Genomic DNA, 26,714 nt, shown 5'->3' with positions numbered 1-26,714 from the left:
CCCGCAAGCCTGCACCTGACCGTGTCATGTTCTCTCCTCCACCGAGCGTTGCGGGTCCGGCCGTGGCCTCCCGAGCCCTCCCGAGCCCTCCCGAGCAGCAGTGTCGTCAGCGGTCGGTCGGGACGGATCACCCGCGCCAGGTGAGCGGGAGAGGACCTCGACGACCAACAGCACCCCGACGACCGTGAGGACGAACCCGAGCGCGGTGCCCCCGGTCGGGTGGTCGAGGGAGAGGTAGAGGACCGCCGCGGCCGCCGCGACGGCGGTGCGGACCACCACCCGGTTCTCGCCCAGCGCGACGCCGAACCCGCCGGTGTCGACGCCGACCGCGTGCGTCCCCGCGCGGAGGCGGTCCAGCAGGCGCGTGAGACCGCGCCGGGCGCGCGCACCGGAGCCGGAGCGAGCACAGAGCCACGCAGCCACCACCACGGTCAGCGCCACGACCAGGACGCCTCGCAGGGCCAGCCGGATGAACGACACCAGCTGGTCGTAGACGGCCCCGGCTGCTGCCGGCGACGCGCTCGACGGCAGTGCCTCGAGATAGATCGGGCGGGCGACGTCGAGCGCCAGTCCGAGGAGCAGCATGGCTGCTGCCACGGCGAACCCGGTGACCAGGAGGACCCGGCGACGGTCACGGGCGACAGCGACGGCACCCGCCACCAGCCCGAGCGCGACGAGGGGCAGCCAGGTGGCGAGTCCATCGAGGACCCCCAGCAGGCTCTGGACCGTGCCCAGCTCGGACGACTCGATGATCACGAACGTCGCGCTGACCTCGGGGATGCGCTCGGCGATCCCGAAACCGGCGTCGGTCAGCTGCTGCTTGAGCGTGGCGATGAGGGCGGCGAGCTCGATCTCGACGGTGCCTCGGTTGATCGCGACGGTCTCGCCGCCGCTGCCGGTGAGCGCCGCGACGAGGCCGGCGTGAGCGAGGCGGTTGGCCTCGATCCAGGCGTTCTCGAACGTCTCCGACCGCACCAGGGCCAGGATCCGCTCGGACACGTAGCCACGGATCCCGGCCGCGAGGGGACCCGACGCCGCTTCCAGGGTGGCGGCCGCCTCCTCGGGGAGTCCCTGGGCGCTGACCGCCGTCACCAGCCGATCGGTGAGGCCGTCGAGGTCGAGGTAGCCGAGCACGATGTCCTCCACCCGGGCGGCGATGGCCTCCTGCACGGCGGGGTCGCTGGCGAGCGGGCCGATCGTGGCGACGTACCTGTCGGTCTCCTGGACCTGCCCGTTCGCCCAGGTGGCGAGCACCGACAACGGGGCGAGCAGGGCAGCCAGTCCCACGAGGGCTCCCGCCACCACCGGCCGCCACCAGCCCCGGCGCTCCCGGCGCTCCCGGGGCTCGCCACGCTCGCCGTGCTCCTGCGCCCTCAACCGGGCGACCTCCTCACGGAGCCTGAGGAGCTCGCTGTCCGCGCTGCTCATGGTGGTCACCGTGCTTGGCACGGCCCGCGGCCGCGTCACCCGGGCGGGGTGACCCGGGGGTGGGCGGCGGTCACCCGCCGGCGGCGGACCTCGCGCCCGTGCGGTCCCGCAGGGGCTCGAACGCGGTCTCCGGCCACGTGCTCACGAACCCGACAGCAGCGAGGCACACCGCGATGACGTACACCGCGGGCGCCACCTCGGCCCCGGTGGCGGTGAAGAGGACCTGGTCGACCAGGGGCGCCGTACCACCCAGGAGCGCGGTGGCCAGACCGACGCTGACGGCCAGGCCGGTGGAGCGCACGTCGGTCGGGAACATCTCGGCGAGCATCGCCACGGACAGCGTGCCGCCGATCGCGACCCCCGCCCCCACCTGCGCGGCCACCAGCAGCAGCACCGGCCCGTGGACGGCGGCGAGGAGGAGCGGCACGACGGCCAGGACCAGCAGCGTGAGGCAGGACAGCACCACGGGTCGACGGCCGACCCGGTCCGAGACCCGTCCCAGCACGAGTGAGCTGCCCGCCGCCGCGAGCAGCCCGACGACGGCGGTCACCAGGGCCGCCGGGAGGCTCCGCGACGTCGTGGCCGCCAGGTGGTTCGGCAGGTAGACGAAGAACGTGTTGAAGGACAGCGAGCCGGCGGCGGTGAGGGCGAACCCCGTCAGCACCCCCCGGCGGTGGTCGTGCCACACGAGCCGGACCGGCCCGACCGCACCGTCACGCCGGACCTCGAGGAACGCCAGGCTCTCGACGGCCCGTCGCCGGACGAGCAGCCCGCAGGCACCGAGCGGAACGGCGAGGAGGAACGCGAGGCGCCAGGCGTCCGGACCCGGGTTCGTGGGCGCGAGGGCGACCAGGAGCGCCGCGACGGCGAGGCCGCCCGCGACGCCCAGGGCCAGGGTCGTGGTGTGCCAGGCGGCGAAGGCTCCACGCCGAGTCGTCGGGGCGTGCTCTGAGATGAACACAGCGGCCAGCCCGATCTCGCCGCCTGCGGCGAACCCCTGGAGCAGCCGCAGCCCGACGAGACCGATCGAGGCGGCGACGCCGATCTCGGCGTGCCCCGGCAGGAGCCCGATGGCCGCCGTCGCACCGGTCATCAGCAGCATGACGGCCACGAGCGTCCCCTGCCTGCCCCGCAGGTCACCCCTCCTCCCGAAGAACAGCGCCCCGACCGGGCGGGCGAGGAAGGCCGTGGCATAGACCGCGAAGGCCCCCAGCAACACACCGGAGTCGGCGCCGGCCGGGAAGAAGACGTGCGTCAGGACGATGCTCAGGGCCCCGACGACCGCGAAGTCGTACCACTCGACCGCGTTGCCGGCGCATGCCGCCCGCAACGCCCGGCGCGACGCGGGGGATGGACCGTCCGCCGTCCGATGGGGGCTCACGACCGACCTCCCGCCCCATGCCCTTCGTCCCCGTCGGCCACGGCGTCCTCCTGCTCGGGCAACGGGGCCGCGGCTGCGGACCCGTCAGCTGCTCCCCCCGACGCGATCCCACCCTAGGAGCGGGGCGGACCGCGCGACAGGGGAGCGCCGCCCGTGCCTCGCGACCTCCCGGACCCGAGGCCGACTGCCGGCGTCGTGCAGCTCGGTCGTCCCAACCCCGGGTAGCCACCCAGGTCAGGCGTCACCGATCACCCCGGGCGCGCGGTGGCGGCCTGGGTTCCCGGCATCGTGGGTCGGGCTCCGTCCGGCGCCCGGTCACAGAGGGGTAGGTACAGCGGCACCCCCTGCTCCAGAGTTCGGTGCGGCCGCTCGGTGACGTGGCCAGCACCTGCCACGTCCGCACGATCACGAGGTAGCTCCCACTGCGTGCCAGGACGGCTTGCGGCCCTCGTCGAGCGCTCTGCACGTGGCCCCCGGACAACCGGACCGCGCGCCCTGCGGGCGTGGATCAGCGGAAGGGCCCGTCCAGAGCGGCCCATTGCAGGAGCAGGATCGTCTTGGCGTCGGCGATGCGTCCGGTCCGGACGTCCTGCAACGCCTGGTCGAAGCCGACCTCGATGACCTCGATGTCCTCGCCGTCCTCGGCGACGCCGCCCCCGGCGCCGGTGCGGTCGGCCGGGGTGTAGGGGGCGGCGTAGAAGTACACCTGCTCGGTGACCGAGCCGGGACTCATCCACACGTCGAAGACATGCTCGAGCAGGCCTATCTCGACGCCCAGCTCCTCCGCGGTCTCCCGGCGGATCGCGGTGGCCGGGTCGTCGTCGTCGAGCAGGCCGGCGGCCGTCTCGACCAGCATCCCGTCAGGGTGGCCGTTGACGTAGGCGGGGAAGCGGAACTGGCGGGTGAGGAGAACGGTCCGACGCCCCACGTCGTACAACAAGATGGTGGCGCCGTTGCCGCGGTCGTAGGTCTCGCGCTGTTCGGTCGTCCAGCTTCCGTCTCCACGCTCGTAGTCGAAGACGGTGCGCCGCAGGACGTGCCACGCAGTGGCGAGCAGCTCGACGTCACGCACCACCACGCGGGGGTTGCCGGTGAGGCCGAGCCCGACCTGGTCCAGGCCTGTGCGGCCGCGGGCATCGGGCACGTCCAGTCCGACGCCACGCCTTCGGGGTCGTGCAGGATCGCTGGCGGTGGTCACGAGACAGCGGCTTGCTCGGCGACTGCTGCGCAGCTCGGCACGTCGTCGAGCCGGTAGTAGACCGGCAGCCCACGCTCTTCGGCGATGGCTACGTCCTGGTCGGCCCCCGTGGACTCCCCCGGTAGGCGCAGCACGGCGTCGCAGTGGGCGAGGAGTCGCTGAGCGGTGGGATACATGACCTGCTCCGCGAGCGGGTCGAGCGGTCCGGATGCACCGGCACTGGAGAGCACCGGCAGCGCGACCCACTCCCCGATCATGGGAAGGTGCCCTGCCCGGAACAACGGCCAGGCGGCCTCTTCCAACCGGGCGAGGTTCGCTGCCATCGAGGCGGGGTCGTCGCCAGTGCCCGAGCGGTAGGGACCGGCGATCAGGATCAACAGTGGGTTGGTCATGGCGCTACTCTAGAGCCAAATACGCACAAACACGCAAGACCAAGGAGAAATGTAGAAATGTTGCCTGCCCAGCGGCGCGACCTCCTGCTGTCGCGGCTCGAGCGTGACGGTCGCCTGATCGCCAAGGACTTCGCGCTCGAGCTCGGCGTCGCCGAGGACAGCGTCAGGAGGGACCTGCGAGAACTGGCCGCAGCGGGGTTGTGCCAACGGGTGTACGGGGGCGCGCTGCCGGTATCCCCGGCTCTGGCCGACTACGCGACGCGCGGTGGCGTCGCCGTCGAGAGCAAGGATCGGGTGGCGGCCGCGGCCGCGCAGCTCATCCGCCCTGGCGGCACCGTCCTGCTGGACGGGGGCACGACCGCTCTCGCTGTCGCGCGCGCCCTCCCCCGAGATCTGGGCGCCACGGTAGTCACGCACAGCCCCACCGTTGCCGCCGCCCTCGTCGAGCACCCGACCGTCGAGGTGTACGTGCTGGGTGGTCGCTTGTTCAAGCACTCGGCGGTCACCTGCGGTGCTGCGGCGGCCGAGGCAGCGCAGGGGGTACAGGCTGACATCTTCCTGCTCGGTGTCACCGGTGTTCACCCTCAGGCCGGCCTGACCACCGGAGACCCGGACGAGGCCGCGATGAAGCGAACCCTCGCGAGCCGGGCAGCCGAGACCTACGTCCTGGCAAGCAGCGAGAAGGTCGGGGCCGCCTCGCCGTACACGGTCCTGCCCCTCACCAGCGTCAGCGGGATCATCACCGACGCCGCGACCGACCACCCCGTCGTCGCCGAGCTCGTGCGCCAGGGCACGACGGTGCTCAGCGCGCCGCCGGCGAGCCCCGGTTCCGTGCATTGACGGTCGCAAGCTGATCTGCTGCGTGGCGCCAGCGGGGGCGTACGCCACATCGGGAAGCCGAGCACGCGGATCTCTCCACCCACTCGTGACTGCCGACGAGACGGCACGCGGAGGAAGGTCAGCGCCCGGTCCCGAACCTCTTCAGGACCACGCGTTCTCGACTTCCGTCGGGGGCGATGCCGGGCTGGGGCCAGGTGCGAGCCAGGGCGCCGGGTGCCGGCTCGAAGTTCGCAGGATCCGCGGGGTCGTAGAGGATCTCCAGCTGGACTCCTGCCTGGGGCCAGTTGAGCGGGTAGACGAGGAACGACCCGCTCACCGTGCCGTCCGGCGTACCGGCCCCGGCAAAGCGGACCGTGAGGTCGAGCTTCACCCTGGTGCGCTCTGGCGCCCAGTTGTTGGTGACCGTCACCCGAGAGTCGAGACGGACGTGGACGACGTCGGCGAGCACCCGCAGGCCCGTCCGTCGTCGGCGCCGTCGGGCGGTCTCGCGGCGGTGCGTCACGACGGACACCACCGCCAAGGAGACGCCCACGACGGCGAGTGGTGCCCCGACGTAGAAGAAGACGCCGGAGCTGCCGCTGAGGGCCCAGACGCCCAGGAACACGACCCCGACCGGAAACGTCGTGACGGCGAAGATGAGGCTGGTGAAACGCAGGACCATGGGTAATCCACCTCTGAGCAGGTCTCGGATCGTGCTGACCTCACGAGCCTGGCCGCGGGGCCGGCACCCTTCAACCGGCAATCGGTGCCGTGACAACGACCGGCCGGCCACCCCGGGCGCCGGATCAGCCGGCCCGTCTGGCGTCCACGCGCGCGCGACTTGACCCGGCGCGGCGGAGTTCAGGGAACGCGGTGCCCAGCGTCGTCAGCAGCGACGTTGACGCCCGCCGGGCTCACCCGGCGTCGGGAGCCGACGCCGCTCGCGCCTGCTCGGCGGCGTGGCGCATGCCGAGCTCGAACCGCGAGAAGACGCCGTGGTGCTCCATCGCCATCGAGATCCGCCGTCGCACGGTGCGGACCCCCAGCTCCAGCGTCGCGGCGATCTGCTCGTCACTGAGTCCCAGCGCGAGCAGCTGCATCACCGGCTCCCACCCGGTCCCCTTCAGCGGCCAGGGCGTCGCGGCGGCCCACCACTTCTCGAAGAGCCAGGTCGTGGGCGCCACCAGGACGGGGTCCCACACCAGGACTATCCCCTCGGCGGGCCGGGGATCCCCCCAGGTCACGGGCACGCCCCCCATCACCCCAGGGTCGGCGTAGAGGTAGGAGGGCACCGTCGCGGCCAGGCGGACGTCGACGCCGATCCCGACCCACACGTCGACGGCGTCTCGGTTGATCACCTCGCTCATCTGCTGCGCGGGAAGGAGGAGGGTGAACTGGAAGCCCCCTTCCTCGGACGAGGCGCGCATGCCTTCGACGTTGCCCTCGAACTGTGCCCGCGCGAACGCGATGTCGCCGTAGGCGGCGCACGGCCGCACTGGCGGCCGCTCCTGGGACAGCTCGAACCAGCGCTGCATCAGGGCCTCGGCGCTGCCGTGGAGCACCTCGCCCTGGAGCCGTCCGACGTCGCGGGTCTTCCCCACGCGCCAGGCCTCGGACAGCGAGGGCAACGTCTGGACCAGCTGCTCCAGTGCGTCCAGCGACTCGCGCTCGCGGGCCAGCGAGGCCCTCGCGACCCGCGCGAGGGCCTGCTCCGGTGGGACCGCCGTCAACCGGTCCCCGTCCACGCGCAGGAACCCGAGGGCGCACAACGCCTGCAGGTCCTCGGCGACGTCCTGCTCGGAGGCGAGCCCGGTGAGGCTGTCGACCGACGACACGCGCGTTCGCAGGATCCGCTGCAGGAGCTCGCTGCGGCGATCATCGAGCCACGGGTCGTGGCCGCCGTCCCTGTCGTCCGCGGCGATCTCGCTGTCGGTCATGCCTGCCTCCCTGGTGCGCCGTGCGAACCCTGTTGCCCGGCGCTCCTCGTGCCCGGCCTGGGCCTTGGTGCAGGCACCGCCGCAGGGTACCGCCGAGGACGTGCAGACGACGGGGCCTCCGCGGGGCCGGTCAGAGCGCGCCGTCCCACGCGAACAGGTCGGCGTGGCCGTTGGCGTCACCGGCCACGAGGCCGGGGATGGTGGACTCGAAGGCCACGTAGCGTCCCGTGCGGCTGATGGCTGGGGCGTGCACCCCACCGCCGCCGCCGTCGTCAGTCGTCGATATCGAGCGATGGGACGCGTCGGACCGGTCCCAGACGTAGAGGTTGGTGACGTGGTCGGTGTCGAAGCCGGGAAGGTCGGTGGCCGCGGAGACGAAGGCGACGTGCTGGCCGTCGCCCGAGATCACCGGCTCGCGACTGGGGCCTCCGGCAGCGGAGTCATCGGCCTTGTAGGACAGCAGCCGGGTGTCGCCCTGTCGGTCCCAGAGGAAGACGTCCGAGGTGTTGTTCGCGTCGACACCCGGGCCGACCAGCGTGGAGGCATCGGAGGAGAACACCACGAACCGGCCGTCGTCGGAGATGGAAGGCGCACCGCTGTCGTCGTCGGCCCAACCCCCGGTCGTGGTCGCGGTCGCCAGCCGGATGCCGTCGGCCTCGCTCCAGACGAAGACGTCGACGTTGCCCTTGGTGTCGGCGCCGGGACCGGTGGCCGGGTCGATGAGGTTCGTGGCCACCGACCGGAAGGCGACGACCGTGCCGTCGTAGGACACGACAGGCTGATGACTGTGACCCGTCGCCGTGGCGAGCGGGTTGGTGTAGTGGGTGCTGATCAGCCGGCTCGGCGTGGGGGTGCGGGACCACCGGTAGACGTTGTACTCGCCCACCTCGCCCTTGGCCTGCGGCCCGATGTCGGTCGCGGTGGAGGCGAAGACGATGGTGCTGCCGTCGCCCGAGATGTGCGGCTCGACGGCCGGCGCCGCGAACGGCTGGTCGTTGTCCTTGCGGCTCCGCATGGCGAGCTTCTCGGTCATGCGGTCCCACTCGTAGACGTCGGCGGCGTCGTCCAGGTCGTCGGCGACCAGCCGGGCTTCTGAGGCGAACACCACGAAGCGGCCGTCGGCCGAGATGGACGGGTCGGTGCTCGAACCGATCGTCCCCGTCCCACCGGGCCCCACGCTGATCAGGCTGGTCGTGCCGAGCAACCGGTCCCGCAGGAAGACGTCGAGCGCATCCGGGTACTCGTCGTCGACGCCCGGCGCGCTCAACGTCGTGGCGCCGGAGGCGAAGGCGACGTAGCGCCCGTCCTCCGAGACGGCGGCGGGGTACTCACTCTCCACGTTGGCGGGGGTCTCGTCGGACGATCGCGAGACGAGGCTGCGGGCCTGGTGCTGCACCGTCGTGACGACCGGCGGCGTGACGACGATCGGGGCGCCGCTGACAGGTGGGGCCACCAGCCGCACCGCCTCCACGTTGGCCGAGCTCGGCACGGTGAAGCGGCCGTCGGCCGTCGTCGAGGACTGTCCGATCGTCGTCCACAGGCCCTCGACGAGGCCCTGCAGCACCACCGGCCGGACGGTGCGTGTGACGAGGGCCCCGGACGCCACGAGCGTGGTGTCCGCACCGCGCGTGGTCGGGGTGACCTTCAGCCGTCCGGTGACGGTCACGACGCGTGAGGTCGAGCCCCTGGCGCTCCCCTTCTTCCCCGCCTTCACCCGGTAGCGATGGGTCCCCAGCGGGGCGGCGGGAAGGGTGAAGCGGTACGCGCGGCCGGCACCGGTCTTGCCGGACACCAGGGGGGACCAGGTGGCACCGGACCTGACCTGGAGGCGGACCGGTTGACCCTGGAGGCCGCGCTTCACGATGCCCTTGACGACGACCTTCCCGCCCGGGGCGGGGGCGGTCGAGGACGTCGCGATGGTGGTGCGGGTGGGGTGGGTGGCAGCGGCCGCACCGACCGGTCCGGCCGAGGGGCCCGCGAGGCTCGTGGCGGCGATGGCGATCGCCGCGACGAGTGCCCCGCCGGGGGTGCGCCAGCGGCGGGGCGTGGCGGTGCTGGAAGCGGGACTCATCGTCTCGCCTTTCTGTGAGGCGAGGGTCTCGGGACGAGACCCTCGTGCTGGTGGGGGAACGTGCTGGACCCGTCGCCGTGTCCGGCGGCAGGCCGAGGCAGATCGGCGTCGGTGAGCTCCGGGCCGTCGACGGCGTGGTGCTCATCGCTGGGTCGGCGAAGGTCTGGGACCTCTGTGCCATGTCTCGGCTCGGGGCGGTGTGCCTGTGCCTCCATCTTGCGACGCCTGACGTTCGAGGGCCAGCGCTCTCGATGCCACGGCACATGCCTGCCAGAGACCATTCCCGAGCCGGCAGTCACCGGACCCCTCGAGCGGGTGACGACCACGGCCCGGGCGGCGATCGACGGATCGACGCGGGGTCAGCCCGTCGTAGCAGCGACTGCCCCGGCGTCGGTGTCGGTCGACTCGGGGGCGGGGGTCGACGGTGCGGGCAGCTGGCCCATGTCGAGGTCGAGCGCGAGGTGGTTGTGCGGCTGGGCGCGCCCGGCCCAGTGCACGCCGAGCTCGAAGCGCGAGGAGACGCCGAAGTGGACCATCGCCTCGGCGATCCGCCGGCGGACGGTGCGGACGCCCATCCCGAGGATCGCGGCGATCTGCTCATCGGTGCGGCCGCGGGCCAGGAGCCGCATCACCGGGAGCCAGCCCGCGCCCTCGAGCGGCCAGGGGGTGGCCGACTGCCACCACCGCTCGTACAACCAGACAAGAGGCTCGATCAGTGCCGGGTCGTAGACCAGCGCGAACCCGTCGGGGGTGGGGGATCCCCACTGCAGCGGCACCGCCGCCATCACCCCGGAGTCGACGTAGAGCCAGGTGGGGACGGCGGTGGCGACCCGGACGTCGGCGCCGATCGCGACCAGGGCGTCGGCGGCGTCCCGGTTGGCGTCGACCCCGAGCTGCTCGGCGGGGAGGATCAGCCGCAACCGGTAGCCACCTTCCTCGATCGCCGTGCGGGTCGCATCGAGGTGCGGCAGCACCTGCTCGTGGATGTAGGTGAAGTCGCCGTAGACACTGCCGGGGTCGAGCGGGGGACGCTGCTGGGTCAGGCTGAACCAGCGCTCCATCGCGCGATCACCGCTCTCGACCACCTCGCCGCGGACCTCGTAGTTGTCGGGGGTCTCGCCCATGTCCCACGCACGGGCCATCGACGGCAGCTGACGGACCAACCGGGTCAGGGCATCGAGCGAGTCTCGGCGCCGGCCGAGGGCGGCGGTGGCGATGGTCGCGACAGCGGCCTCGGGCGGGATGGGTGCGAGGTCGGAACCGTCGGCGTCCAGGAAGCCGGCCTCTCGCAGCAGACGCACGCTCGCGTCGACGTCGTCGCCCGCTCCTACCGAGGCCATGAGGTCGGCGGTGGACGCGGGCCGCGTGCGCAGGATCTGGAGCAGGAGCTCCTGGCCGCGCTCATCGAGCCACGACGTGTCGTCGGGTCGGGTCACAGTCGGTCCTCGCTCGGGTTGGCTTGCCGCATTCTGGTGTCGGCACGGCGCGACCGGCAAGTCACACGGCCGACCCGGGGCGGGCCGACGTGTCCGGGTACCCACCCGCGGGGCAGGTCGGCCCAAGGGAGCGTCGCGACGTCCGGACGTAGTCCGGTTCGGAGTGGGGGTGCACGTGCTCGAGAGGAGGGACGTCGAGGACCTGGGCCCTCGACGTCCCTCCGTGGAGCGGAGATCAGCCCCAGTAGGCCGCCTTCCGGGTGACCAGCCAGGTGCCGCCGACCTGCACGTAGTTCACGCTGACGAAGCCGTACTTCGACCCGGTGCGGTACTCGCGGTTCTGGGTCGCCGGCACGCCGGCGGCCGGGTCACCCGGTAGGAACAGGTCCTGCTTGCCGGCAGTGCCGAAGATCTGGTGGACCCGGCTCATCTTCATCTTCTTCGTGATCTTGCGGTACTCGGCCTTCGTGACCACCGGCTTGTTGACGACCGGCTTGGCTGTCGTGACGCCGACGGTCCCGAGCGGGACCTGACGCCCGGCGTCGTGGGCCTGGGCGAGGCTCGGGCCGGCGAGGCTGACGACGGCTGACGCGGCAAGGGCCGTGACGACCCCGGTGAGCTTGTTCATGGTGGTGCTGTCCTCTCGGTCGACCGGCGGGATCACCGCACGGGTTGCGGGTGCCGGGTTGTTGCGGGTGTGGCGTGATGCGCCCGATCTAGGCGCCGGGACGGTGGTGCAGGAAGACGTCACGGGCGCCGTTGGAGTCCAGCGGGACCAGGTCGTCGAGCAGCGAGTCGTAGACGATGGACCGGCCGTCCGAGGAGATGGCCGACGCGTTGCTGTCGGCGTCCGGGACGGTGCCCGGAGCGCCGGAGACCAGGGCGGTCCGTCGGGTCCCGGAGTCGCTGTCGAGCGCTGCGACGGCGTCCCAGACCACGACCTTCTGCCGCGGACCCGAGCCGGGGACGGTGAGGTCGCTCGCGTCGGTGGTGTAGCTGATGTAGCGGCCGTCGGCGGAGATGTCCGGGCCCCAGCTCGCGCCGTTGCTCTTGCCGGCGTCGGGGAGCCGGGACACGAGCGTCGACTTGCCCCCCGTGTCGAGCGCGTCCCAGCGGAACACGTTGGACGTGCCCGAGGTGGAGAGCCAGGACTCCAGGTCGCCGGCCTCGGAGACGAAGGTGATGTACCGACCGTTGGGGGCGATGGTCGGCTCGTAGCTGTCGTCGTCGGCCTCACCGAGCGCCCCGTCGGTGCTGACCAGGGTCGTCTTCCCGGTCGTCTTGCTCCACACGAAGACGTCGGACTGGGTATCGGTGTCGATGTCGGCTGCACCGGGGTTGCCGTTCTCGTTGACGTCGTCCGCGGTCGAGTCGTAGGCGACGTAGATCCCGTCGGGGGTGGAGGCGACCGACGGGGAGCCGCTCTCGCCGTGCGGGAAACCGAGCTTGTCGTTGGACCGCGAGACCCGGGTGTTGAGCCGGCTCGCCCGCTCCCAGAGCATCACGTTGCTGTGACCGAGGTTGTCTCCCTCGGCGAGGTCGTTGGCCACGGTGGTGAAGACCACGTGCGACCCGTCCCCCGAGACGTGCGGGCTCGAGCTGGCTCCGTCGCCGGGCCGGGGCAGCTCGCCGATCTTCGGCAGGGCGGTCGAGACCAGCACGATCTCGCCGGTGTCGGCGCGCCACAGGTAGACGTCGGAACGACCGTTGGCGTCGGAGACGCTCGTGAGGTTGGTGGCGGTCGAGGTGAAGGCCACGAAGGCGCCCGAGTCGGAGATCGAGGGAGCGAGCGACTCGTTGTCGGCCGGCTCCCCACCGAGCCGCCGGCTGACCAGCCTGGTGGTCCCGAGAAGGCGATCGCGCACGAAGATGTCGCGCTTGTTGTTGGTGTCACCGGCCACGAGGTCGGACGCGACGGACTCGAAGACGACGTAGCGACCGGAGGCGGACACGTCGGCGGAGGCGCTGAACTTGCCGGCCTGGCCCGAACCGCCCGCGGCCGGGCGCGAGACCAGCTCGGCGTCGACCGGCTGCACCGGCGCGGCGGCGGGCCCAGTGATGACTGCGGGGTAGGACTTCCCCTTGAGCGCGACGGCCGGGGCGACCAGACGCACCTCGGTCGCGCCGCCCTTCGTGGACACCTGCACCTTGCCGGCCTTGTTCGAGGCGGCGCTGCCGACCTGGGTCCAGCTGCCATCCGCGTAGGCCTGGAGCACGACGGGCCGAGCCACCCGGGTCGCCAGCACACCGCTGACGACGAGCACCGACCCGTGCGGCCGGGCTCCGGCGGGGGTGGTCCGCGCCTTGCCGCGCACCTGCACCACGCGGGAGACGGACGCCTTCGCCGCACCCTTGGCGGCGGTGCGCACGCGGTAGCGGTTCAGGCCGAGCGCAGCGGGGACCGAGAAGGAGTAGGACCGCTTGGCGTTGGTCGTCTTCTTCGCGACGTCGACCCACCGGGTTCCGATCCGCACCTGCAGCGCGACCGGCTGACCTTGCACGCCGTGGCGGACCGAGCCGGTGACCTTGACCTTCGCCGGCGAGACCAGCGTCTTGGCGGAGACCGCCACGGTGGTCTTCGTCCCCGTCCCCTGCGCGGCGGCCATGCCCGCCGAGGCGGACGGCGCGGCGACGGCACCGGCGACGGGAAGCGAGGCAGCCCCGACCGCGGTGGGCACCGCCAGCGCCAGGGCGAGGACGCCGGCCGCCATCCTCCCGCCCCGCCACGGCGCACCTCTCGTCGTCGTCCCGGCTGACGACTCGGACATCTCGATCACCATCACGTACCTCCGCTGGACCTGCGCCCCAGGCCTCTCCTGGCGGCGAATGCCTCGACCGTGGAGGACGCACCCGCTCCCTCGCCACGTCAGAAGCTGCCACGGCCAGGACCGGCCAGCGCGCTGCGCTCGGGACCTCGTGGCAGGTCGTTGCCGCGGCAGCGAGGCGACCCCGTCGGACCGGGACGACCGGTCGTCCTCGGCCCCATCGTGGGAGCGCCCGCCGACCACCCAGGCGGGCCCACCCGCGACACGGACGGACGACGACATGACCGACTCAGAGCTCTACGCACTCCGGCGCCGCGTGACCGACCTCGAGCGGCGCCTCGACGCCCTCGACGGCGGCCGCGGCGCCCCGCCGGCGCAGCAGGACGAGCAGCTGCAGGTGCTGGTGCGCGAGGGCCGGATGATGCAGGCCGTCCAGCGCTACCAGGAGCTCACCGGCGCCGGCCTGTCCGAGTCCAAGCGCGCGGTCGACGAGCTGGCGCGGGCCTGACCAGCGGGCCGCCGACGCCCGGTCCCCGGTACACCGAGGTCAGGCGTCGGCGCGTGCGGTGTCCTGCTCGAGGGCGTGGCGCATGCCGAGCTCGAAGCGCGAGTAGACCCCGTGGTGCTCCATCGCCATCGAGATCCGGCGACGCACCGTGCGCACCCCCAGGTCGAGGGTGGCGGCGATCTGCTCGTCGCTGAGTCCGCTCGCGAGCAGCTGCAGCACCGGGGCCCAGCCGGTCCCCCGCAGCGGCCACGGCGTCGCGGCCGCCCACCACCGCTCGAAGATCCAGGTGGCGGGCTCGACCAGGACGGGATCGAACAGCAGCACGATCCCGTCGGCAGGCTGCCGGGTGCCCCAGGTCAGGGGCACGCCCGCCATCACCCCTGCGTCGACGTACAGGTAGGAGGGCACCGTCGCAGCCAGGCGGACGTCGACGCCGATCCCGACCAGCAGGTCGCACGCCTCGCGGTTGACCGCCTCGCCGACCTGGTCGGCCGGCAGGAGCAGCCTGAACTGGTAGCCCCCCTCCTCGAACGCGGCCTGCATGCCGTCGAGGTTGTGCATGAACTGGGCCCGCACGAAGGCGATGTCGCCGTAGGCGGTGCAGGGGCTCATCGGTGGGCGCTCCCGCGTCACCTCGAACCAGCGCTCCATCAACGACTCGGCGCTGCCGTGCAGCACCTCGCCCTGGAGCCGTCCGGCCTCGCGGACGCTGCCCGCGCGCCACGTCTCGGACAGCGACGGGAGCAGCCGGACGAGCTCGTCCAGTGCGTCCAGCGACGCGCGCTCGCGGGCCAACGCGGCGCTCGCGAGCCGTGCCAGGGCCTGCTCGGGCGGGATCGCCGACAACCGATCGCCGTCCGCGCTCACGAAACCTGCGTCACGCAACGCGCGCAGGCTGTCGGGGACGTCCTCCTCGGGTGCGAGCCCGGCGAGGCCGTGGGCCGACGACGGACGTGTCCGCAGGATGCGGAGCAGGAGCTCGTGGTGGCGGTCGTCGAGCCACGGGTCGCGGTCGGTCGCGCTTTCCTCGCTGGGGCCCGGCACGCCAGGCAGGTTACCGGCGGGGCCGGGTCTAGCGGAGGAAGAGCGGTCGCTCCCACGCCCAGAGCTCGGCGATGACGTCGAGCGCCGGCCGGCCGACCAGCGACGGCATGTGGGGTCCGGCGGGGACGGTCAAGCTGACCCGCTCGCGGCCTCGATGATCGGCGGAGCGCAGCGTCGCTGCCAGGAGCATCGCGGCGATGCCGCGACCTTGTCGTCCGGGCTCGACCGCGAGCTGGCGGACCCAGCAGCCGCTGCCGGCGTCGTCGGCGACGCACGCACCGACGACCTGTCCGTCCGCCACGGCCACCTGCACCTCCTCCGACGAGGCCTCCCACGGGTCGTGGACCGGCGGCAGGAGCCGGCCGCCGAGGTCGGGCGGCTTGCGCACGCCGAGGTCGCCGGAGTACAGCTCGAGGAACCGGTCGGTGGCTGCGCGCTCATCGGTGCGCTGGGCCCGCACGACGATGCCGTCGACGGGCTCGAGCGCCGAAGCAGTGCCGCTGTCGTAGCCGAGCAGCCAGGTGGTGTTGCCGCGCGCGTAGCGGCGCTCGCGGAGGGCCGCGGCGCCGACGGAGTCGGCGGCAGGAGTCAGCTGGCGCAGCGCGGAGAAGCCGTGTCGGCGGGCGAGCGCCTCGCCCCACTCGGCCAGGTCGCTGGCCATCCCCTCGCCGAAGCGGTCGGGCGAGACGTAGATCAGGAGGTCGGCCGACGACCCCAGCTCACCCATGGCGACCGGGGTCTCGCCGTCGAAGTAGCCCAGGCTGTTGCTGCCGAGCTCGAACCCGGGACGTCGCCAGCGGGCCATCAGGTCGACGGCGCTGGTGATCGTCCGGCCGAGGAAGTGCCGCTCGGAGGCAGCGATCAGCGCGGCCGTCCCCTCCTCGTCGCTCAGCCGCAGCTCACGGCAGGCGAGACCGGCGAGGGGGGGCGATGGTGAAGGGGACACGTGCTCTTCCTCGGGGTTCGCGGTCTGGTCACACGGAGCGACGCCGGTGCCGTTGCCTTCGATGATGGCAGAGGCCGTGACGCGGGGCGGTGGCACCGGAGCGCCCCGCGCCGGGTGGCTGCGCACGACGGACCTCAGCCCGCGACGACCCGGGTGACCTCGCCTGTCAGGTCGCCGTAGACGACGGCGCTGGTGCGGTCGCTGCGCACGGCCGCCAGCATCCCCGCGTCGTTCGACTCGGGGTCGATGCCCCGCTTGATGGTGAGCGAGGCGACGGTCGCGTCCTCGATCCCGCTCTCGTCGAGGGCCGCGGCGGCGAAGTCCTCCACCGCCACCGTGTCGATCTCGGTAGCCGGGAACACGCTCTGCTCCAGGGCTGCTGGGTCGCCGCCGTAGTCGATCGGGACCGCGGCGCCGATCGTGCCCTGGGGGCTGTAGACCCACTGGTTGAGCTCGTCGGGCGCGTCGGGGTCGACCGCCTGGACGGTGACGACCAGGCCGTTGGCCTCGGCGAGGACGACGTCGAGGAGCTGCGGGTCGTCGCTGCCGACCTCGGCGATGATCGTGTCGAGGGCCTTCGCGACGCCGTCGTCGGTGATGCCCTCGACGTCGTCGGTCACGGACTCCTGGGAGGTGCCCGCGCTGACGGTGCCCCCACCGGGGACCTCGACCGAGATGTCCCCGAAGTCGGGGCCCCACGGGCCGAAGGTGCCGAGCAGGACGAGGCCGGCGATGACCGCCGAGCCCTGGGTGCGGATGTGCACGATATTTCTCCTTGCTGGTGGACGTGGAACGACGTCGGACGACGCCGGAGCTCACGTCTGGAATTGTTGGGTGCGACCGGTTGGCCGCACGCTCATGCTTTCCTCGAAATGTCCTGACCGCCACCGCAGGAGGTGCCACGGCAATACGGTGCCAGCGAATTCCTGAAGCGATTCGGGCGCACTTCCTCGCAGGGTCCTGGTACTCGACGAGAAATCCGTCCGGACACCGTCGGGAAGTGCCGCCACGCGCACGAGTGGTGGCCGCCGCAGTGCGGTGGCCACCACGTCGTGGTGTGGCGAGCCGGTGGCCCGCGACGCGGCGTCGCGGGTCACTCAGTGCTGCGGGGTGCCGGGGTGGTCGACGACCACGACGGTCCTCATCGCCTTGTCGGCGAAGGTCTGCCGCTTCTCGTCCCAGAGCGGCCACAGGTAGCCGACGTAGCCGATGCTGTCGAGGGCGTGGGCGAGCTGGCGGACCAGGGCGTTCCGCGGCCCCACGGGCAGGCCGTCGCTCTCCGCGACCAGGCGGATGCCGACGAAGGCCTTGCCGATGGTGCAGCCGGTGCGGCCCTGTCGGAGGACGGCGTTCCAGACGACGACCGCAAGGCCTGCGACGGCGCCGAGCAGGATCAGCGGCAGCCCGAGGGGGCTGCCGCCGGTCGCCTCGAGCGTGCCGTCGGGACGGGTCGAGACCGACGGGGCGCTCAGGGCCGCGCCGACGTAGTAGAGGACCACGGCGGGGATCAGCAGGGCGTTGTCGATCAGGGCGCCGAGGGCGCGGGTCTGCCACGCGGCGTAGGCGTGGCGCTGAGGTCCGGCCTGCCCGTGCTGGGCCGCGGGAGTGGTCACGGGGGAATACTGAGACATGGTGATGGAATTCCTCGAGTTGGATTTCGATGGGGTTCAGGACTTCTTGTCCTCACTCATGGTGATTGCATTCCTGACCACTGCGCCAGAGTTCCTCGCTGCCACGGCACGAAGCGGCCAAGAAGGGGTTGTGCGAATTCACCCCGGCGCATTCGGTGGAATCGTGGTGGCGCACGGAAAGCCCGCGGCGCGCGCCCCGGGGGACACGCACCGCGGGTCGTCACCGCAGGTGGACCGGCGCGTCAGGCGGGCACCGCCGTCGGTAGTGACGCCGGGGCGAGCTGGACGCCCGACGGGGCGGCGGCGGCGTCGTGGTCGGCGGGCGCCGGCCTGTGCCGCGGCTGCCAGGCCAGGGCGCGGCCGATACCGGTGAACCCGGTCTGGCCCTCCCCCGCGTCGACGAGGTCGCCCGGGGGCATCGTGTGCACGGCGCCGCTCCCGGCGAAGCCGTCCACCCGGTGCCAGCCGCCGACGAGGCGGCGGACCACACGGTCGAGGTGCCGGGCGGCAGCCCCGCCGACGACTCGTGCCGACGGCACCTGCACGACGGTGGTGCCGTCGTCGAGGCTCGCGACCCGCGGCGCTGGGAGAGCACTGCTCACAACGGCGCCCGCGTCGTCGAGGGCGACCGCCACCGACCAGTTGGCGCGCAGCCAGGCGGCCTCGACCGGCACGACGTACCAGGACCAGCGCGAGCTGCGGTGCACCTGGGTCGCGGTGTCGACGAGTGCCCGGGCGACCAGGTCCTCGACGACCAGCCCGAGGCAGTCGGAGTGGGCCAGGAGGCTCACCTGGACCCAGGCGAGGTCCCACCCGCGGATGCGGACGTCGAGGCACGGGTCGCGGTGGTCGCCCGGTCGACCGTGGTGCGTGCCGGCCGGCGTGACGGTGAAGCCGAGCTCGGTGGCGGCCGGCAGGACGTCGTCCGCGTCGGCGGCGACCATCGTGCCGCCGTCGCCGAGCACCGCGGTCCAACCGGGCCAGGGCTCGGCGAGCAGCTGCAGGAACCGCTGCAGGACGCCGTGCGGAAGGAGGAACTCGCTGTCGGTGTTGAGGCCCATCTCGTGCTCCCGTTGCTGACTGGTGGTGGAGACAGCAGTCTCACCCGACCGGCGCGGCCTCGACAGAGCACGAGGTGCCATGGCAGCGCAGTGCCAGAAGTCCGTGGTCGCAGGCCGCCCGGCGGGCACGTCCACGATCGGTCCTCGGACGCAGCGGCGGGGGGGGGGAGGAGGGGGGGGGGGGGGGGGGGGGGGGGGGAGGGAGGAGCGGCGCGGGCACACCGTGGTGGGGTTCCCCCGGCGCGGGGCCGACCGGGCCGCGTACGACCCGTCTTCCTGTCAGTGCAGGACGATCTCGTAGACGAGCTCGAGCCCGTCCTCCTCGTCGACCTGCTCACCGACGTGGACCAGGCCGTGCTCCTCGACGAGCGGGAGCGAGGCCACGTTGTCGGGCGCCACGGTGGCCCGGAGCACGCGGACCTCTGGCGCCGTCGCCGCCTGGTCGAGCAGGGCCCGGAACGCCGCCCGGGCGTAGCCCCGACGGCGCAGGGCCGGGTCGACGGCGTAGCCGAGCTCGAGCGTCCCCTCCGCCGAGGGTGGTGCGTGGAAGCCGGCCAGGCCGACCACCTGCGCGCGGTCGACGTCCCACAGCGCACCGGTGATCCACGACCCGGCGTCCGGGTCGGCGGCGACCTGGCGCGCTCGGTAGTCCCACATCCCCGCCCACTCCGCCGACGCCAGGTAGGGCGTCAGCGGCACGGGCGCCGTGCGGTCGGCGGCAGCGAGGTCGCACTCGGCCAGTGCGGTCAGGGTGGCGGCGTCGAGGGGCAGGATCTGGATGTTCGGGGTCATCGGGGGTCCGTTCACGGGTGGGGGTGGTGGATGGGCGTCGTGCTCAGGGCTGGAACGGCAGCCGGTCCCAGGCGAAGACGTCCCGGAAGGCGTTGCCGTCGGTCGTGACGAGGTTGAGCGCGTCGGACTCGTAGACGACGAACCGGCCGTCTGCGGACAGGGCAGGAGCCGAGCTGCTGCCGTCGGCCACCCCGGCGCGACCGCGGGAGACCAGCCGTCCGATCCCGGCCCCGGTGGGGGTGATGAACACGTCGACGGTCGACTTGTTGTCGTCGGTGACCAGGTCCGGGGCGTCGGAGGCGAAGGCGATCCACGCGCCGTCGTCGGAGACGGCGGGCGCGGCGCTGTCACCGTCGGCCGGCTGGGCCGCGGCGTCGAGCGAGGCAACGGACAGGGTCCCGGAGGTGCCGCCGGCGTCGCGGGACCAGAGGAGGACGTCGCTGCGGAGGTCGTCGTCGCCGGGCACGACGAGGTCGGGCGCCGAGGACTGGAAGGCGATCCGCGACCCGTCCCCCGAGATCGACGGCGCCGCACTGGCGCCGTCGCCGCCCACACCGCCGGAACCGGACGGTGCGGCGGCCTGCGGGGTCCGCGACACCAGGACGGTCTCGTCACTGCCGAGGCTCCAGACGTAGACCTGCGTGTGGCCGGAGCTGTCGGTGGCACCGGTCGTCAGGTTGGTCGCCGACGACTGGAACGCGACGTACCGGCCGTCCGCGCTCAGCGCCGGACGCTGGCTTGCCGAGTCGGCGGAGACGGCGGTCCCACCCGCGTGGGAGACCAGGCGCCGACCGGCGACGCGGTCCCAGAGGTAGACGTCGTAGGTGCCGTTGCTGTCGCCGGCGACCTGGCCGGCGAGGGACGCGAAGGCGACCCGCCCGCCGTCGTCGGAGATCGACGGCGTCACCGACCCCTGGTCCGGCTTGGAGGCCGTGGAGATGCGCACGGTGGCAGTGGGGTTCAGGCGGTCCCAGACGAAGACGTCGGTGGACTCGTTGGTGTCACCGAGGACGAGGTCGGTCGCATCGGACTGGAAGGCGACGAACCGGCCGTCGGCAGAGATGTCGGGCTCGTGGCTGCCGTCGGAGGCGGGGCCCCCGCCGGTGTCGCGCGTGACCAGGACGACGGTGCCGGTGAGCCGGTCGTGCAGGAAGACGTCGCTGGCCTCGTTGACGTCACCGTCGACCAGGTTGGACGCCCGGGACTCGAAGACCACGAACCGTCCGTCGCCCGAGACCGCTGGAGCGCCCGAGCCCTCGTCGGCCGGCGAGCCGCCACCCTCGGAGACCCGGTGGGTCGACTCGGCCGTCGTCAGGGTCCGGGGCACCGAGGTGGCTGCGTCGAGACCGGCGGACGGCGGCACCGCGAGCCGGTAGGTGTGGACGCCCGCCGGGGCAGGGGCCAGCAAGGTGAAGGCGACCTTGCCCGCGGCGTCGGCGACCTGGCTGTACGTCGTGTCGACCCACCCACCTGCCTGCTCGCGCTGCAGCGTGACGACCCGCCCGGCGCCAGCCGGGGCCAGGGTCCCCTTGACGGTGACCGGGGCACCGATCTCGACCGCGGTCGGAGCCACGACGAGGTCGAGCACCGGCGCGCCGGGTGTGCCCCCGCCGGGCGTTGTGCCGGTGACGGTCGTGGCGACCGCGGGGCTCACGATCGCGGGGTAGGCGCGACCCTGGCGGCGCGTGGCGGGGGCGACCACGCGTACCCGCGGGAAGGCACTCGTCGTGGTGAGCACCACCCGTCCGTCCGGTCTCGAGGCGGTCGTCGACAACCGCACCCACCCGCCCTGGGGCCCGGCACCCTGCAGCTGGACCGGCCGCGCGACCCGGGAGGCCAGGACCCCGCGCACCGTGAGCAGCGACCCGGCGGGGCGGGTCGTCGGCGCGACGGCGGGCCGGCCGGTGACCCGGACCGGCGCAGACGTCGACGTCCGGGCCGGGCCGTGCGCGGCGGCAGCGCGATAGGTGTTGCGACCCAGGGCGGCCGGGACGGTGACCCGGAAGATGCCCGCGGCACCGGTGCGCGTCGGGGCGACCGTCGTCCACCTCGTCCCGAGCCGCACCTGCACCTGCACGCGTCGTCGGGGGGACATCGGGCGGATCCGACCCTCGAGCGTCACGGGCGTGCCGGACACCGCCGTGCCCGCCGAGGCGGCGAGAGTGGTCGAGGTCCGCTGTCGCTGCGCGGCCGCGGCTTCGGCCTCGGCGAGCGCGGACCGCACGGCGTCGGGGCGGACGGCGGTGGGGGCGGCGGTGGTGGGGGCGGCGGTGGTGGGCACGGCGAGGACCGCGCTGAGCAGCGCGGTCGCGCCGGCATGGCGGAGCCGTCTGCGCGTCGTACGGGCGTGGTCGGACATGGGTGCCTCCGTGGATCTGGTGTGGGGGACTTCCGATGCGCGCGGATTCGCGCACTGGAGCGGTCGGGAACGGTCGCTCAGGACCGCGAGGTGCTACCGGGCGTCGTCGAGACCGACGCCGTACGGAGTGCCGGAACGGCCGCCGCGGGGTTGGTGCACGAGTCGACGCAGGTCGGACTCGATCTCCCGGGCCTGCCGGGCGCGCCACTCGGTCAGGTCCTGGCCGATCTCGGCCGGGCGGGCCGATCGACGACGCGGGCGGTGGGTGGTGCGCACGGTGGACTCCTTCGGGCGAGGCGGGACAGGACTGGTCGACGCGAAGCGGGGCACGACACCGGAGTGGTGCGCCGCCCCGAGGGGTGCCGCTAGACCATCCACCGGCGGTCCTGGTGTGCCAGTGCGGTCAGCACGGCCTGCTCGCGCGCCGTGGTGGTCCGCCGGCCCCCGGCCGGGACCCGACCGGTCGGGCGGCGTCGGCGCCCGCTCCTGACGCGCGGCAGCAGGCGCCCCATCACGGCGCTCCGTGCCGGGTGACGAACAGGTCGATCTTGCGCATCTCGGCGGGCGCGGCCGGCGCACCCGGTACGGCGGTGCAGCCGCTGCTGCGACCGCGCAGCGTGATCGACCGCTTCACCGGCTTGCCGCCACTCACGAAGCGGAAGACCTCGAGGGGCAGGATCATCTGGTCGGTGGCGGCCCGCGGGGTCTCACCTTGGTAGAGCGGGACGTAGGGCGGCTCGAACGGGACGTAGCGGTCCTCCTCGCTGGTCCGAGGTCCGTTGCCGTGGTGGGTGCCGGTGGCGTGGTCGCTCGAGACCACCCGGGTCCCGGCCGTCATCTGCACCAGCGCCTCGGCGTTGCCGTGGTGGACACACGCAGCCGGCCAGAACATGGTGAAGGTGCCGGAGAGGTCGTCGACCGTGCGGGCGGGCTGCGTCCACTGGTAGGTGACGGCGGCATCCTGGGCAGGGAGCTTCAGCCTCGGGGTCGTGAAGCGCCGCGCCAGGTGGGTGGCAGCCGGCGCAGCCGGAGCGGCCGGTGCGGCCTGGCCGTGGGCACCCTGGAGCGAGCTGGTCGGGGCCTGGCCCAGGGCGAGGGCGGACCCGCCCGTGGTGAGGACGATCGCGACGATCGCGAGGACCCCGGTGAGGGTCGGTCCCCGGCGGGGAGCGGGGGTGCATGGACGTGGGGACATCGCGGTTCCTTCGTTCGGACTGCGTCGGGCGGGGCGGACGCCGGTCATCCTGTGCAGGCGCCAGCCGAGCCCGCTACGGCACTCGGTGCCACGGCCCCGACCTGCCACGGCGCCGCCCGCGACGGCCTGCGGCAGGTGTCGGCCACGGCAGTCTTTGCCGCTCGCGCGGGGTCTTCGCGGCGGTCACGATCGACGTGCCGGCGGTCCCGCCGGCCGACCGACGACGATGGAGGACCCGGTGTCCGAAGCACGACCGATGACCGATGAGCCCTGCGGGACGACCTGCGTCCCTGCCGACGGTCACGCCGAGATCACCACGACCGCGCCGCTGGTCGACCTGGGACCGATCGCGCAGCTGCGCGCCGGTCGCCTCGGCGTCCGCCTCCCGCTGCTGTACGCCGGCCTCGTGCTCTACGGCGCGTCGCTGACGATGATGGTCCGCGCGGACCTCGGCCTCTCCCCGTGGGACGTGCTGCAGTCCGGCCTGACCCGCTACGTGCCGATCACCCTGGGCCAGTCGGTGGTCCTCGTCAGCTTCGTGGTCCTGCTGCTGTGGATCCCCCTGCGGGAGAAGCCGGGGCTCGGCACGTTCTCCAACGCGATCGTGGTCGGCGTCTCCTGCGACCTGACCATGCCGTTGCTCCACCCGCCGGACGCCCTCGTCGTCCGGCTGGCCCTGATGCTGCTCGGCGTGGCCCTGTGCGGGCTCGCCACCGCCCTCTACATCGGCGCGCAGCTCGGGCGCGGCCCGCGCGACGGGCTGATGACCGGACTGGCCCGGCGCACCGGCCTGTCGCTGCGCCTGGTGCGCACCGGCCTCGAGGTCACCGTCGTCGTCATCGGCCTCCTGATGGGCGGCGTGATCGGCCTCGGCACCGTCGTCTTCGCGCTCACCATCGGGCCGGTCACCCAAGCCCTGCTCCCGGTCTTCACCGTCGACCTCCACCGCCGCGGGTAGGCGGCCAGGCGGCGAGGAGCCCGAGCGACGAGCCTCGAAGCCCCGTCCCCTGCGTGCAGGGGGGCGGGGCTTCGAGGCTTCTTCGTCGCACCTCAGCCGCCGTCACGCACCGTGCAGCGGTCGTGTGCCCGGGCGTGTGCCCGGGCGTGGTCTCGGGAAGGGCGCGCTACCCGCACTCACTCGACCAGCGGGTCCGGGCCGCTGAGGAGCAGGACCAGCGTCCAGCCCGCGTCCTCCTGGAGGTGGAGGAGACCGAGGCCGGCGTGGGCGTCAGGGGTGGTGAGGACCTGGAGGACGTCGGGTGCTGCCGCCCAGTCGCGGACCACCCGGGCGGCGACGCCGTCGACGTGCCCGCGCGCACCGCGGTGGACGACCTCGGTGCCGACCGAGCCGGTCGTCCCTCCGGTCGCGACACGTCGGGCACGGGCCGAGGCCACGGCCTGGAGCTCGGGGTCGGGGACCAGCGGGGCGACGCCGTGGGCGGCGCGCAGGGCGTCGACGTGCCGGAGGACCTGCGCCCGGAGGCGGCGGAGCTCGCGGCGCTCCCCGCGCAGCGCGAGGGCGGTGAGGGCGACCGCGCAACCGGCCACGATCCAGGGCCACCAGGCGGCGACGAAGGCGTGGGCGTCGACGGCGGCGGTCGCGGCCATCACCATAGCCACCAGGCGGCGACGACCCCGACGCAGACCGTCGCGGCGTACGCCGCCAGCCACCGCCGCCAGCGCCGCGCCTCCCCCGACGAGGCCGGGGGCTGCCGGACCGTCGGAGCCAGCCACAGGACCCCCACCGCCGGTGCGCCGACGGCGAGGAGCAGCACCCCGAGCGCGACGTCCGACCACGGCGACCCCCCGGCACGCAGCCCGGCCTCGAGGAAGACGCAGGCGCCGCCCGCGGCGCCGAGCACCCAGAGCACGGCGGCGAGGGGAGGCGCTGCCAGGCGCCGGGCCGCAGGCACGCCGGCGGCCACGGCGAGCAGCACCAGGCAGGCGCCGGCGATCACCGAGGGACCGACGCCGGCCGGGCAGGGGACGCCGGCGTACGCGCCGCAGGACCCGCCCGCGGCGCCGACGTCCCGCAGGGCGAGGAGGGCCGAGGCCGTCCCGGCCCCGAGGGCGGTGACGCTCGCGAGGAGCGTCACCGGCGCGAACCGAGCCGCGGGGGGCACGGACGCACCCCCTCGACCGACGTGGCCGGTCAGAACAGGTCCGGGACGGTCCAGCCGTCGAGGTCGTACTCGCTGAGGAAGGAGTCGGCGAAGCCCTTCATCGCGTCGACGCCGCCGCGGGCCTGGGCCGCGTGGAGCAGCTCCGCGTGCACGTTCTCGTGGTTGCCGGAGTAGTTGCGCTCGTAGAGCTCGTGGCGGCCGCCGAACTCGGTGCCGATGGAGTCCCACAGCGCCTTCATCACCTTGACCCGCTCGACGGCGGTGATGCCGTCCGAGCCGCGAACGTACTTGTCGAGGTAGGGACGCACCTCCGGGCTCTTGAAGTCGGCCGCGCCCGAGGGCAGGTAGATCAGGCCCGAGGCGACGTCCTGCTCGATGATCTCCTTGACCCGCGGGTAGCCCTGGATCATGAACATCCGGTAGGTCAGGCCGTACTCGAGCTTGGGGATCACGGCGTCACCCACCCACTGCTCGGGGTCGCGGGCCATCGACTCGCTCAGCGACCAGAACAGGTTGCGCCAGCCGATCACCTCACCGACCCGGGTCTGCACGCCGCGGAAGCCGCCGGAGCCGGTGCAGTCGAGCGCCTTGAGCAGCAGGCCGGCCAGGAAGTCGAGCTTGACCGCGAGGCGGGTGCAGCCCTGGAAGGTGAAGCGGGGCAGGAAGCCGGACTGCGGGAAGAAGGCGTTGATGCGGTCGACGTCGCCGTACATGAAGACGTTCTCCCAGGGCACCAGCACCTTGTCGAAGACGAAGATGGTGTCGTTCTCGTCCATCCGGCTCGAGAGCGGGTAGTCGAACGGCGTGCCGTTCTGCGCCGCCTGCTGGGTGTAGGAGGTGCGGCAGATCAGCTTCACGCCCGGGGCGTCCATCGGCACGGTGCAGATCAGCGCGTACTGCTTCTTGCGGATCGGCAGGCCGTAGTGGGCGATGAAGTTGTAGTTGGTGATCGCGCTCCCGGTCGCGACGACCTTGGCGCCGGACACGACCAGGCCGGCGTCGGTCTCCTTCTCGACCTTCATGTAGACGTCGCCGACCTCGTCGGGCGGCAGCTGCCGGTCGACCGGCGGGTTGATGATCGCGTGGTTCCAGTAGAGGACCTTCTCCTGCGACTCCCGGTACCACCGCTCGGCGTTGTCCTGGAACGGCGCGTAGAGCTCCTTGTTGGCGTGCAGGGTGCCGAGGAAGCTGGCCTTGTAGTCGGGTGAGCGCCCCATCCAGCCCCACGTCATCTTCGCCCAGCGCGCGATGGCGTCGCGCTCCTTGAGCAGGTCGGCGGCCGACGTCGGCGTCCGGAAGAACGGCATGGTCACACCGCCGTTGCCGGTGTCGGTGGGCACCGTCAGCTCGTCGACGTACGGGCCGGTGTGCAGGGCGTCGTAGAGGCGCGCCGTCATCCGGACGGGGTTGCGGAAGGCGGGGTGCGTCGTGACGTCGTCGACGCGCTCCCCGCCGAGGTAGATCTCGCGGCCGTCGCGCAGCGACTCGATGTACTCGTCACCGGTCATCGGTCGCGAGGCGAAGTTGGCCTGCGTGTTGGCCGGGTGGTCCGCGGCCGGGTTGGTCGTCGGGGGCCCGTCGGCGTACGGCGGGGTGGCGGGGGTGGGGCGCTCGGCGAGCTCGGTCAT

General features: G+C 73.0%; 25 protein-coding genes. 3 read left to right on the top strand and 22 right to left on the bottom strand.

What is annotated here, in order from left to right; translation table 11 throughout:
• Positions 1-24 precede the first annotated feature (24 nt).
• The 4 genes from AC4MBH_RS08085 to AC4MBH_RS08070 all read right to left on the bottom strand — a co-directional run bounded on the left by AC4MBH_RS08085 (position 25) and on the right by AC4MBH_RS08070 (position 4,399).
• Positions 25-1,428, bottom strand: coding sequence for a hypothetical protein (locus tag AC4MBH_RS08085; RefSeq protein WP_491794216.1), 1,404 nt, complete (start codon positions 1,426-1,428; stop codon positions 25-27).
• Positions 1,429-1,498: 70 nt separating this feature from the next.
• Positions 1,499-2,758 carry an MFS transporter gene (locus AC4MBH_RS08080; protein WP_491794214.1) on the bottom strand — a complete coding sequence of 420 codons (1,260 nt, stop codon included), beginning with the start codon at positions 2,756-2,758 and terminating at the stop codon, positions 1,499-1,501.
• A gap of 559 nt (positions 2,759-3,317) precedes the next feature.
• Positions 3,318-3,953, bottom strand: a complete 636-nt coding sequence (locus AC4MBH_RS08075; protein ID WP_491794213.1) for an NUDIX domain-containing protein — start codon at positions 3,951-3,953, stop codon at positions 3,318-3,320.
• Positions 3,954-4,003: 50 nt separating this feature from the next.
• The gene (locus tag AC4MBH_RS08070) at positions 4,004-4,399 is read right to left on the bottom strand and encodes a DUF4406 domain-containing protein (RefSeq protein WP_491794211.1); all 396 of its coding nucleotides are present in this window, start codon (positions 4,397-4,399) and stop codon (positions 4,004-4,006) included.
• A 57-nt stretch (positions 4,400-4,456) separates the two neighbouring features.
• Here AC4MBH_RS08070 and AC4MBH_RS08065 point away from each other — a divergent pair, with 57 nt between their 5' ends.
• Positions 4,457-5,239, top strand: a complete 783-nt coding sequence (locus tag AC4MBH_RS08065; RefSeq protein ID WP_491794210.1) for a DeoR/GlpR family DNA-binding transcription regulator — start codon at positions 4,457-4,459, stop codon at positions 5,237-5,239.
• Between the two features lie 118 nt (positions 5,240-5,357).
• Here the strand turns inward: AC4MBH_RS08065 and AC4MBH_RS08060 are convergent, their stop codons facing one another.
• The 6 genes from AC4MBH_RS08060 to AC4MBH_RS08035 form a co-directional block, all read right to left on the bottom strand.
• Positions 5,358-5,900 carry a hypothetical protein gene (locus tag AC4MBH_RS08060; protein WP_491794208.1) on the bottom strand — a complete coding sequence of 181 codons (543 nt, stop codon included), beginning with the start codon at positions 5,898-5,900 and terminating at the stop codon, positions 5,358-5,360.
• Positions 5,901-6,132: 232 nt separating this feature from the next.
• The gene (locus AC4MBH_RS08055; protein WP_491794206.1) at positions 6,133-7,155 is read right to left on the bottom strand and encodes a hypothetical protein; all 1,023 of its coding nucleotides are present in this window, start codon (positions 7,153-7,155) and stop codon (positions 6,133-6,135) included.
• Positions 7,156-7,285: 130 nt separating this feature from the next.
• A complete protein-coding gene (locus tag AC4MBH_RS08050) occupies positions 7,286-9,226 on the bottom strand; it encodes a hypothetical protein (protein ID WP_491794204.1) in 1,941 nt (646 codons plus the stop codon).
• 359 nt (positions 9,227-9,585) lie between these two features.
• The gene (locus AC4MBH_RS08045) at positions 9,586-10,662 is read right to left on the bottom strand and encodes a helix-turn-helix domain-containing protein (RefSeq protein ID WP_491794202.1); all 1,077 of its coding nucleotides are present in this window, start codon (positions 10,660-10,662) and stop codon (positions 9,586-9,588) included.
• A gap of 235 nt (positions 10,663-10,897) precedes the next feature.
• Positions 10,898-11,290 carry a hypothetical protein gene (locus AC4MBH_RS08040; RefSeq protein ID WP_491794201.1) on the bottom strand — a complete coding sequence of 131 codons (393 nt, stop codon included), beginning with the start codon at positions 11,288-11,290 and terminating at the stop codon, positions 10,898-10,900.
• Positions 11,291-11,378: 88 nt separating this feature from the next.
• Entirely contained in the window at positions 11,379-13,430 is a 2,052-nt protein-coding gene (locus AC4MBH_RS08035) for a TolB family protein (RefSeq protein ID WP_491794199.1), read from the bottom strand.
• Between the two features lie 277 nt (positions 13,431-13,707).
• Here AC4MBH_RS08035 and AC4MBH_RS08030 point away from each other — a divergent pair, with 277 nt between their 5' ends.
• The gene (locus AC4MBH_RS08030) at positions 13,708-13,935 is read left to right on the top strand and encodes a hypothetical protein (RefSeq protein ID WP_491794197.1); all 228 of its coding nucleotides are present in this window, start codon (positions 13,708-13,710) and stop codon (positions 13,933-13,935) included.
• A 39-nt stretch (positions 13,936-13,974) separates the two neighbouring features.
• Here the strand turns inward: AC4MBH_RS08030 and AC4MBH_RS08025 are convergent, their stop codons facing one another.
• From AC4MBH_RS08025 to AC4MBH_RS07985, 9 genes are all read right to left on the bottom strand, one after another.
• Positions 13,975-14,979: a helix-turn-helix domain-containing protein gene (locus AC4MBH_RS08025; RefSeq protein ID WP_491794195.1), complete on the bottom strand. Its 1,005-nt coding sequence runs from the start codon at positions 14,977-14,979 to the stop codon at positions 13,975-13,977.
• A 28-nt stretch (positions 14,980-15,007) separates the two neighbouring features.
• Positions 15,008-15,925, bottom strand: a complete 918-nt coding sequence (locus AC4MBH_RS08020; protein WP_491794194.1) for a GNAT family N-acetyltransferase — start codon at positions 15,923-15,925, stop codon at positions 15,008-15,010.
• Positions 15,926-16,059: 134 nt separating this feature from the next.
• Entirely contained in the window at positions 16,060-16,689 is a 630-nt protein-coding gene (locus AC4MBH_RS08015) for a hypothetical protein (protein WP_491794192.1), read from the bottom strand.
• Positions 16,690-17,022: 333 nt separating this feature from the next.
• The gene (locus AC4MBH_RS08010; protein WP_491794191.1) at positions 17,023-17,538 is read right to left on the bottom strand and encodes an RDD family protein; all 516 of its coding nucleotides are present in this window, start codon (positions 17,536-17,538) and stop codon (positions 17,023-17,025) included.
• Positions 17,539-17,798: 260 nt separating this feature from the next.
• On the bottom strand, positions 17,799-18,617 hold the full coding sequence (locus AC4MBH_RS08005; RefSeq protein ID WP_491794190.1) for a hypothetical protein: 819 nt from the start codon (positions 18,615-18,617) through the stop codon (positions 17,799-17,801).
• Positions 18,618-18,896: 279 nt separating this feature from the next.
• Complete coding sequence (locus tag AC4MBH_RS08000; RefSeq protein ID WP_491794188.1) at positions 18,897-19,409, bottom strand: GNAT family N-acetyltransferase; 513 nt, start codon at positions 19,407-19,409, stop codon at positions 18,897-18,899.
• Between the two features lie 43 nt (positions 19,410-19,452).
• Positions 19,453-21,768 carry a TolB family protein gene (locus AC4MBH_RS07995; protein WP_491794186.1) on the bottom strand — a complete coding sequence of 772 codons (2,316 nt, stop codon included), beginning with the start codon at positions 21,766-21,768 and terminating at the stop codon, positions 19,453-19,455.
• Between the two features lie 93 nt (positions 21,769-21,861).
• Complete coding sequence (locus tag AC4MBH_RS07990; RefSeq protein WP_491794185.1) at positions 21,862-22,044, bottom strand: hypothetical protein; 183 nt, start codon at positions 22,042-22,044, stop codon at positions 21,862-21,864.
• A 235-nt stretch (positions 22,045-22,279) separates the two neighbouring features.
• Entirely contained in the window at positions 22,280-22,963 is a 684-nt protein-coding gene (locus AC4MBH_RS07985; RefSeq protein WP_491794183.1) for a hypothetical protein, read from the bottom strand.
• 256 nt (positions 22,964-23,219) lie between these two features.
• Between AC4MBH_RS07985 and yczE the strand changes: the two genes are divergently transcribed.
• The gene (yczE, locus tag AC4MBH_RS07980) at positions 23,220-23,921 is read left to right on the top strand and encodes a membrane protein YczE (RefSeq protein WP_491794181.1); all 702 of its coding nucleotides are present in this window, start codon (positions 23,220-23,222) and stop codon (positions 23,919-23,921) included.
• Positions 23,922-24,097: 176 nt separating this feature from the next.
• On the opposite strand, the gene AC4MBH_RS07975 is transcribed toward yczE, so the two are convergent.
• From AC4MBH_RS07975 to AC4MBH_RS07965, 3 genes are read right to left on the bottom strand one after another with little or no spacing between them, the layout of a single operon-like run.
• A complete protein-coding gene (locus AC4MBH_RS07975) occupies positions 24,098-24,571 on the bottom strand; it encodes a CAP domain-containing protein (RefSeq protein ID WP_491794179.1) in 474 nt (157 codons plus the stop codon).
• Positions 24,571-25,086: a hypothetical protein gene (locus AC4MBH_RS07970; RefSeq protein ID WP_491794177.1), complete on the bottom strand. Its 516-nt coding sequence runs from the start codon at positions 25,084-25,086 to the stop codon at positions 24,571-24,573. Before AC4MBH_RS07970 ends, AC4MBH_RS07975 begins: the two co-directional genes overlap by 1 nt.
• 29 nt (positions 25,087-25,115) lie before the next feature.
• The gene (locus AC4MBH_RS07965) at positions 25,116-26,714 is read right to left on the bottom strand and encodes a 4-hydroxyphenylacetate 3-hydroxylase family protein (RefSeq protein ID WP_491794175.1); all 1,599 of its coding nucleotides are present in this window, start codon (positions 26,712-26,714) and stop codon (positions 25,116-25,118) included.

The sequence above is a fragment of the Nocardioides sp. WJ219 genome, assembly GCF_058559815.1.
The sequence above is the reverse complement of the archived record's forward strand: the minus strand, read 5'-3'. Positions and strand labels throughout refer to the sequence as shown.

Bases quoted from the DNA above. Each gene is read 5' to 3' on its own strand.
- AC4MBH_RS08035 (WP_491794199.1), bottom strand. From the start codon at position 13,430: ATGTCCGAGTCGTCAGCCGGGACGACGACGAGAGGTGCGCCGTGGCGG.
- AC4MBH_RS07995 (WP_491794186.1), bottom strand. From the start codon at position 21,768: ATGTCCGACCACGCCCGTACGACGCGCAGACGGCTCCGCCATGCCGGC.
- AC4MBH_RS08005 (WP_491794190.1), bottom strand. From the start codon at position 18,617: ATGGGCCTCAACACCGACAGCGAGTTCCTCCTTCCGCACGGCGTCCTG.
- AC4MBH_RS08050 (WP_491794204.1), bottom strand. From the start codon at position 9,226: ATGAGTCCCGCTTCCAGCACCGCCACGCCCCGCCGCTGGCGCACCCCC.
- AC4MBH_RS07975 (WP_491794179.1), bottom strand. From the start codon at position 24,571: ATGGCCGCGACCGCCGCCGTCGACGCCCACGCCTTCGTCGCCGCCTGG.
- AC4MBH_RS08000 (WP_491794188.1), bottom strand. From the start codon at position 19,409: ATGACCCCGAACATCCAGATCCTGCCCCTCGACGCCGCCACCCTGACC.
- AC4MBH_RS08065 (WP_491794210.1), top strand. From the start codon at position 4,457: ATGTTGCCTGCCCAGCGGCGCGACCTCCTGCTGTCGCGGCTCGAGCGT.
- AC4MBH_RS08060 (WP_491794208.1), bottom strand. From the start codon at position 5,900: ATGGTCCTGCGTTTCACCAGCCTCATCTTCGCCGTCACGACGTTTCCG.
- AC4MBH_RS08030 (WP_491794197.1), top strand. From the start codon at position 13,708: ATGACCGACTCAGAGCTCTACGCACTCCGGCGCCGCGTGACCGACCTC.
- AC4MBH_RS08055 (WP_491794206.1), bottom strand. From the start codon at position 7,155: ATGACCGACAGCGAGATCGCCGCGGACGACAGGGACGGCGGCCACGAC.
- AC4MBH_RS07965 (WP_491794175.1), bottom strand. From the start codon at position 26,714: ATGACCGAGCTCGCCGAGCGCCCCACCCCCGCCACCCCGCCGTACGCC.
- AC4MBH_RS07985 (WP_491794183.1), bottom strand. From the start codon at position 22,963: ATGTCCCCACGTCCATGCACCCCCGCTCCCCGCCGGGGACCGACCCTC.
- yczE (WP_491794181.1), top strand. From the start codon at position 23,220: ATGACCGATGAGCCCTGCGGGACGACCTGCGTCCCTGCCGACGGTCAC.
- AC4MBH_RS08085 (WP_491794216.1), bottom strand. From the start codon at position 1,428: ATGAGCAGCGCGGACAGCGAGCTCCTCAGGCTCCGTGAGGAGGTCGCC.
- AC4MBH_RS08040 (WP_491794201.1), bottom strand. From the start codon at position 11,290: ATGAACAAGCTCACCGGGGTCGTCACGGCCCTTGCCGCGTCAGCCGTC.
- AC4MBH_RS08070 (WP_491794211.1), bottom strand. From the start codon at position 4,399: ATGACCAACCCACTGTTGATCCTGATCGCCGGTCCCTACCGCTCGGGC.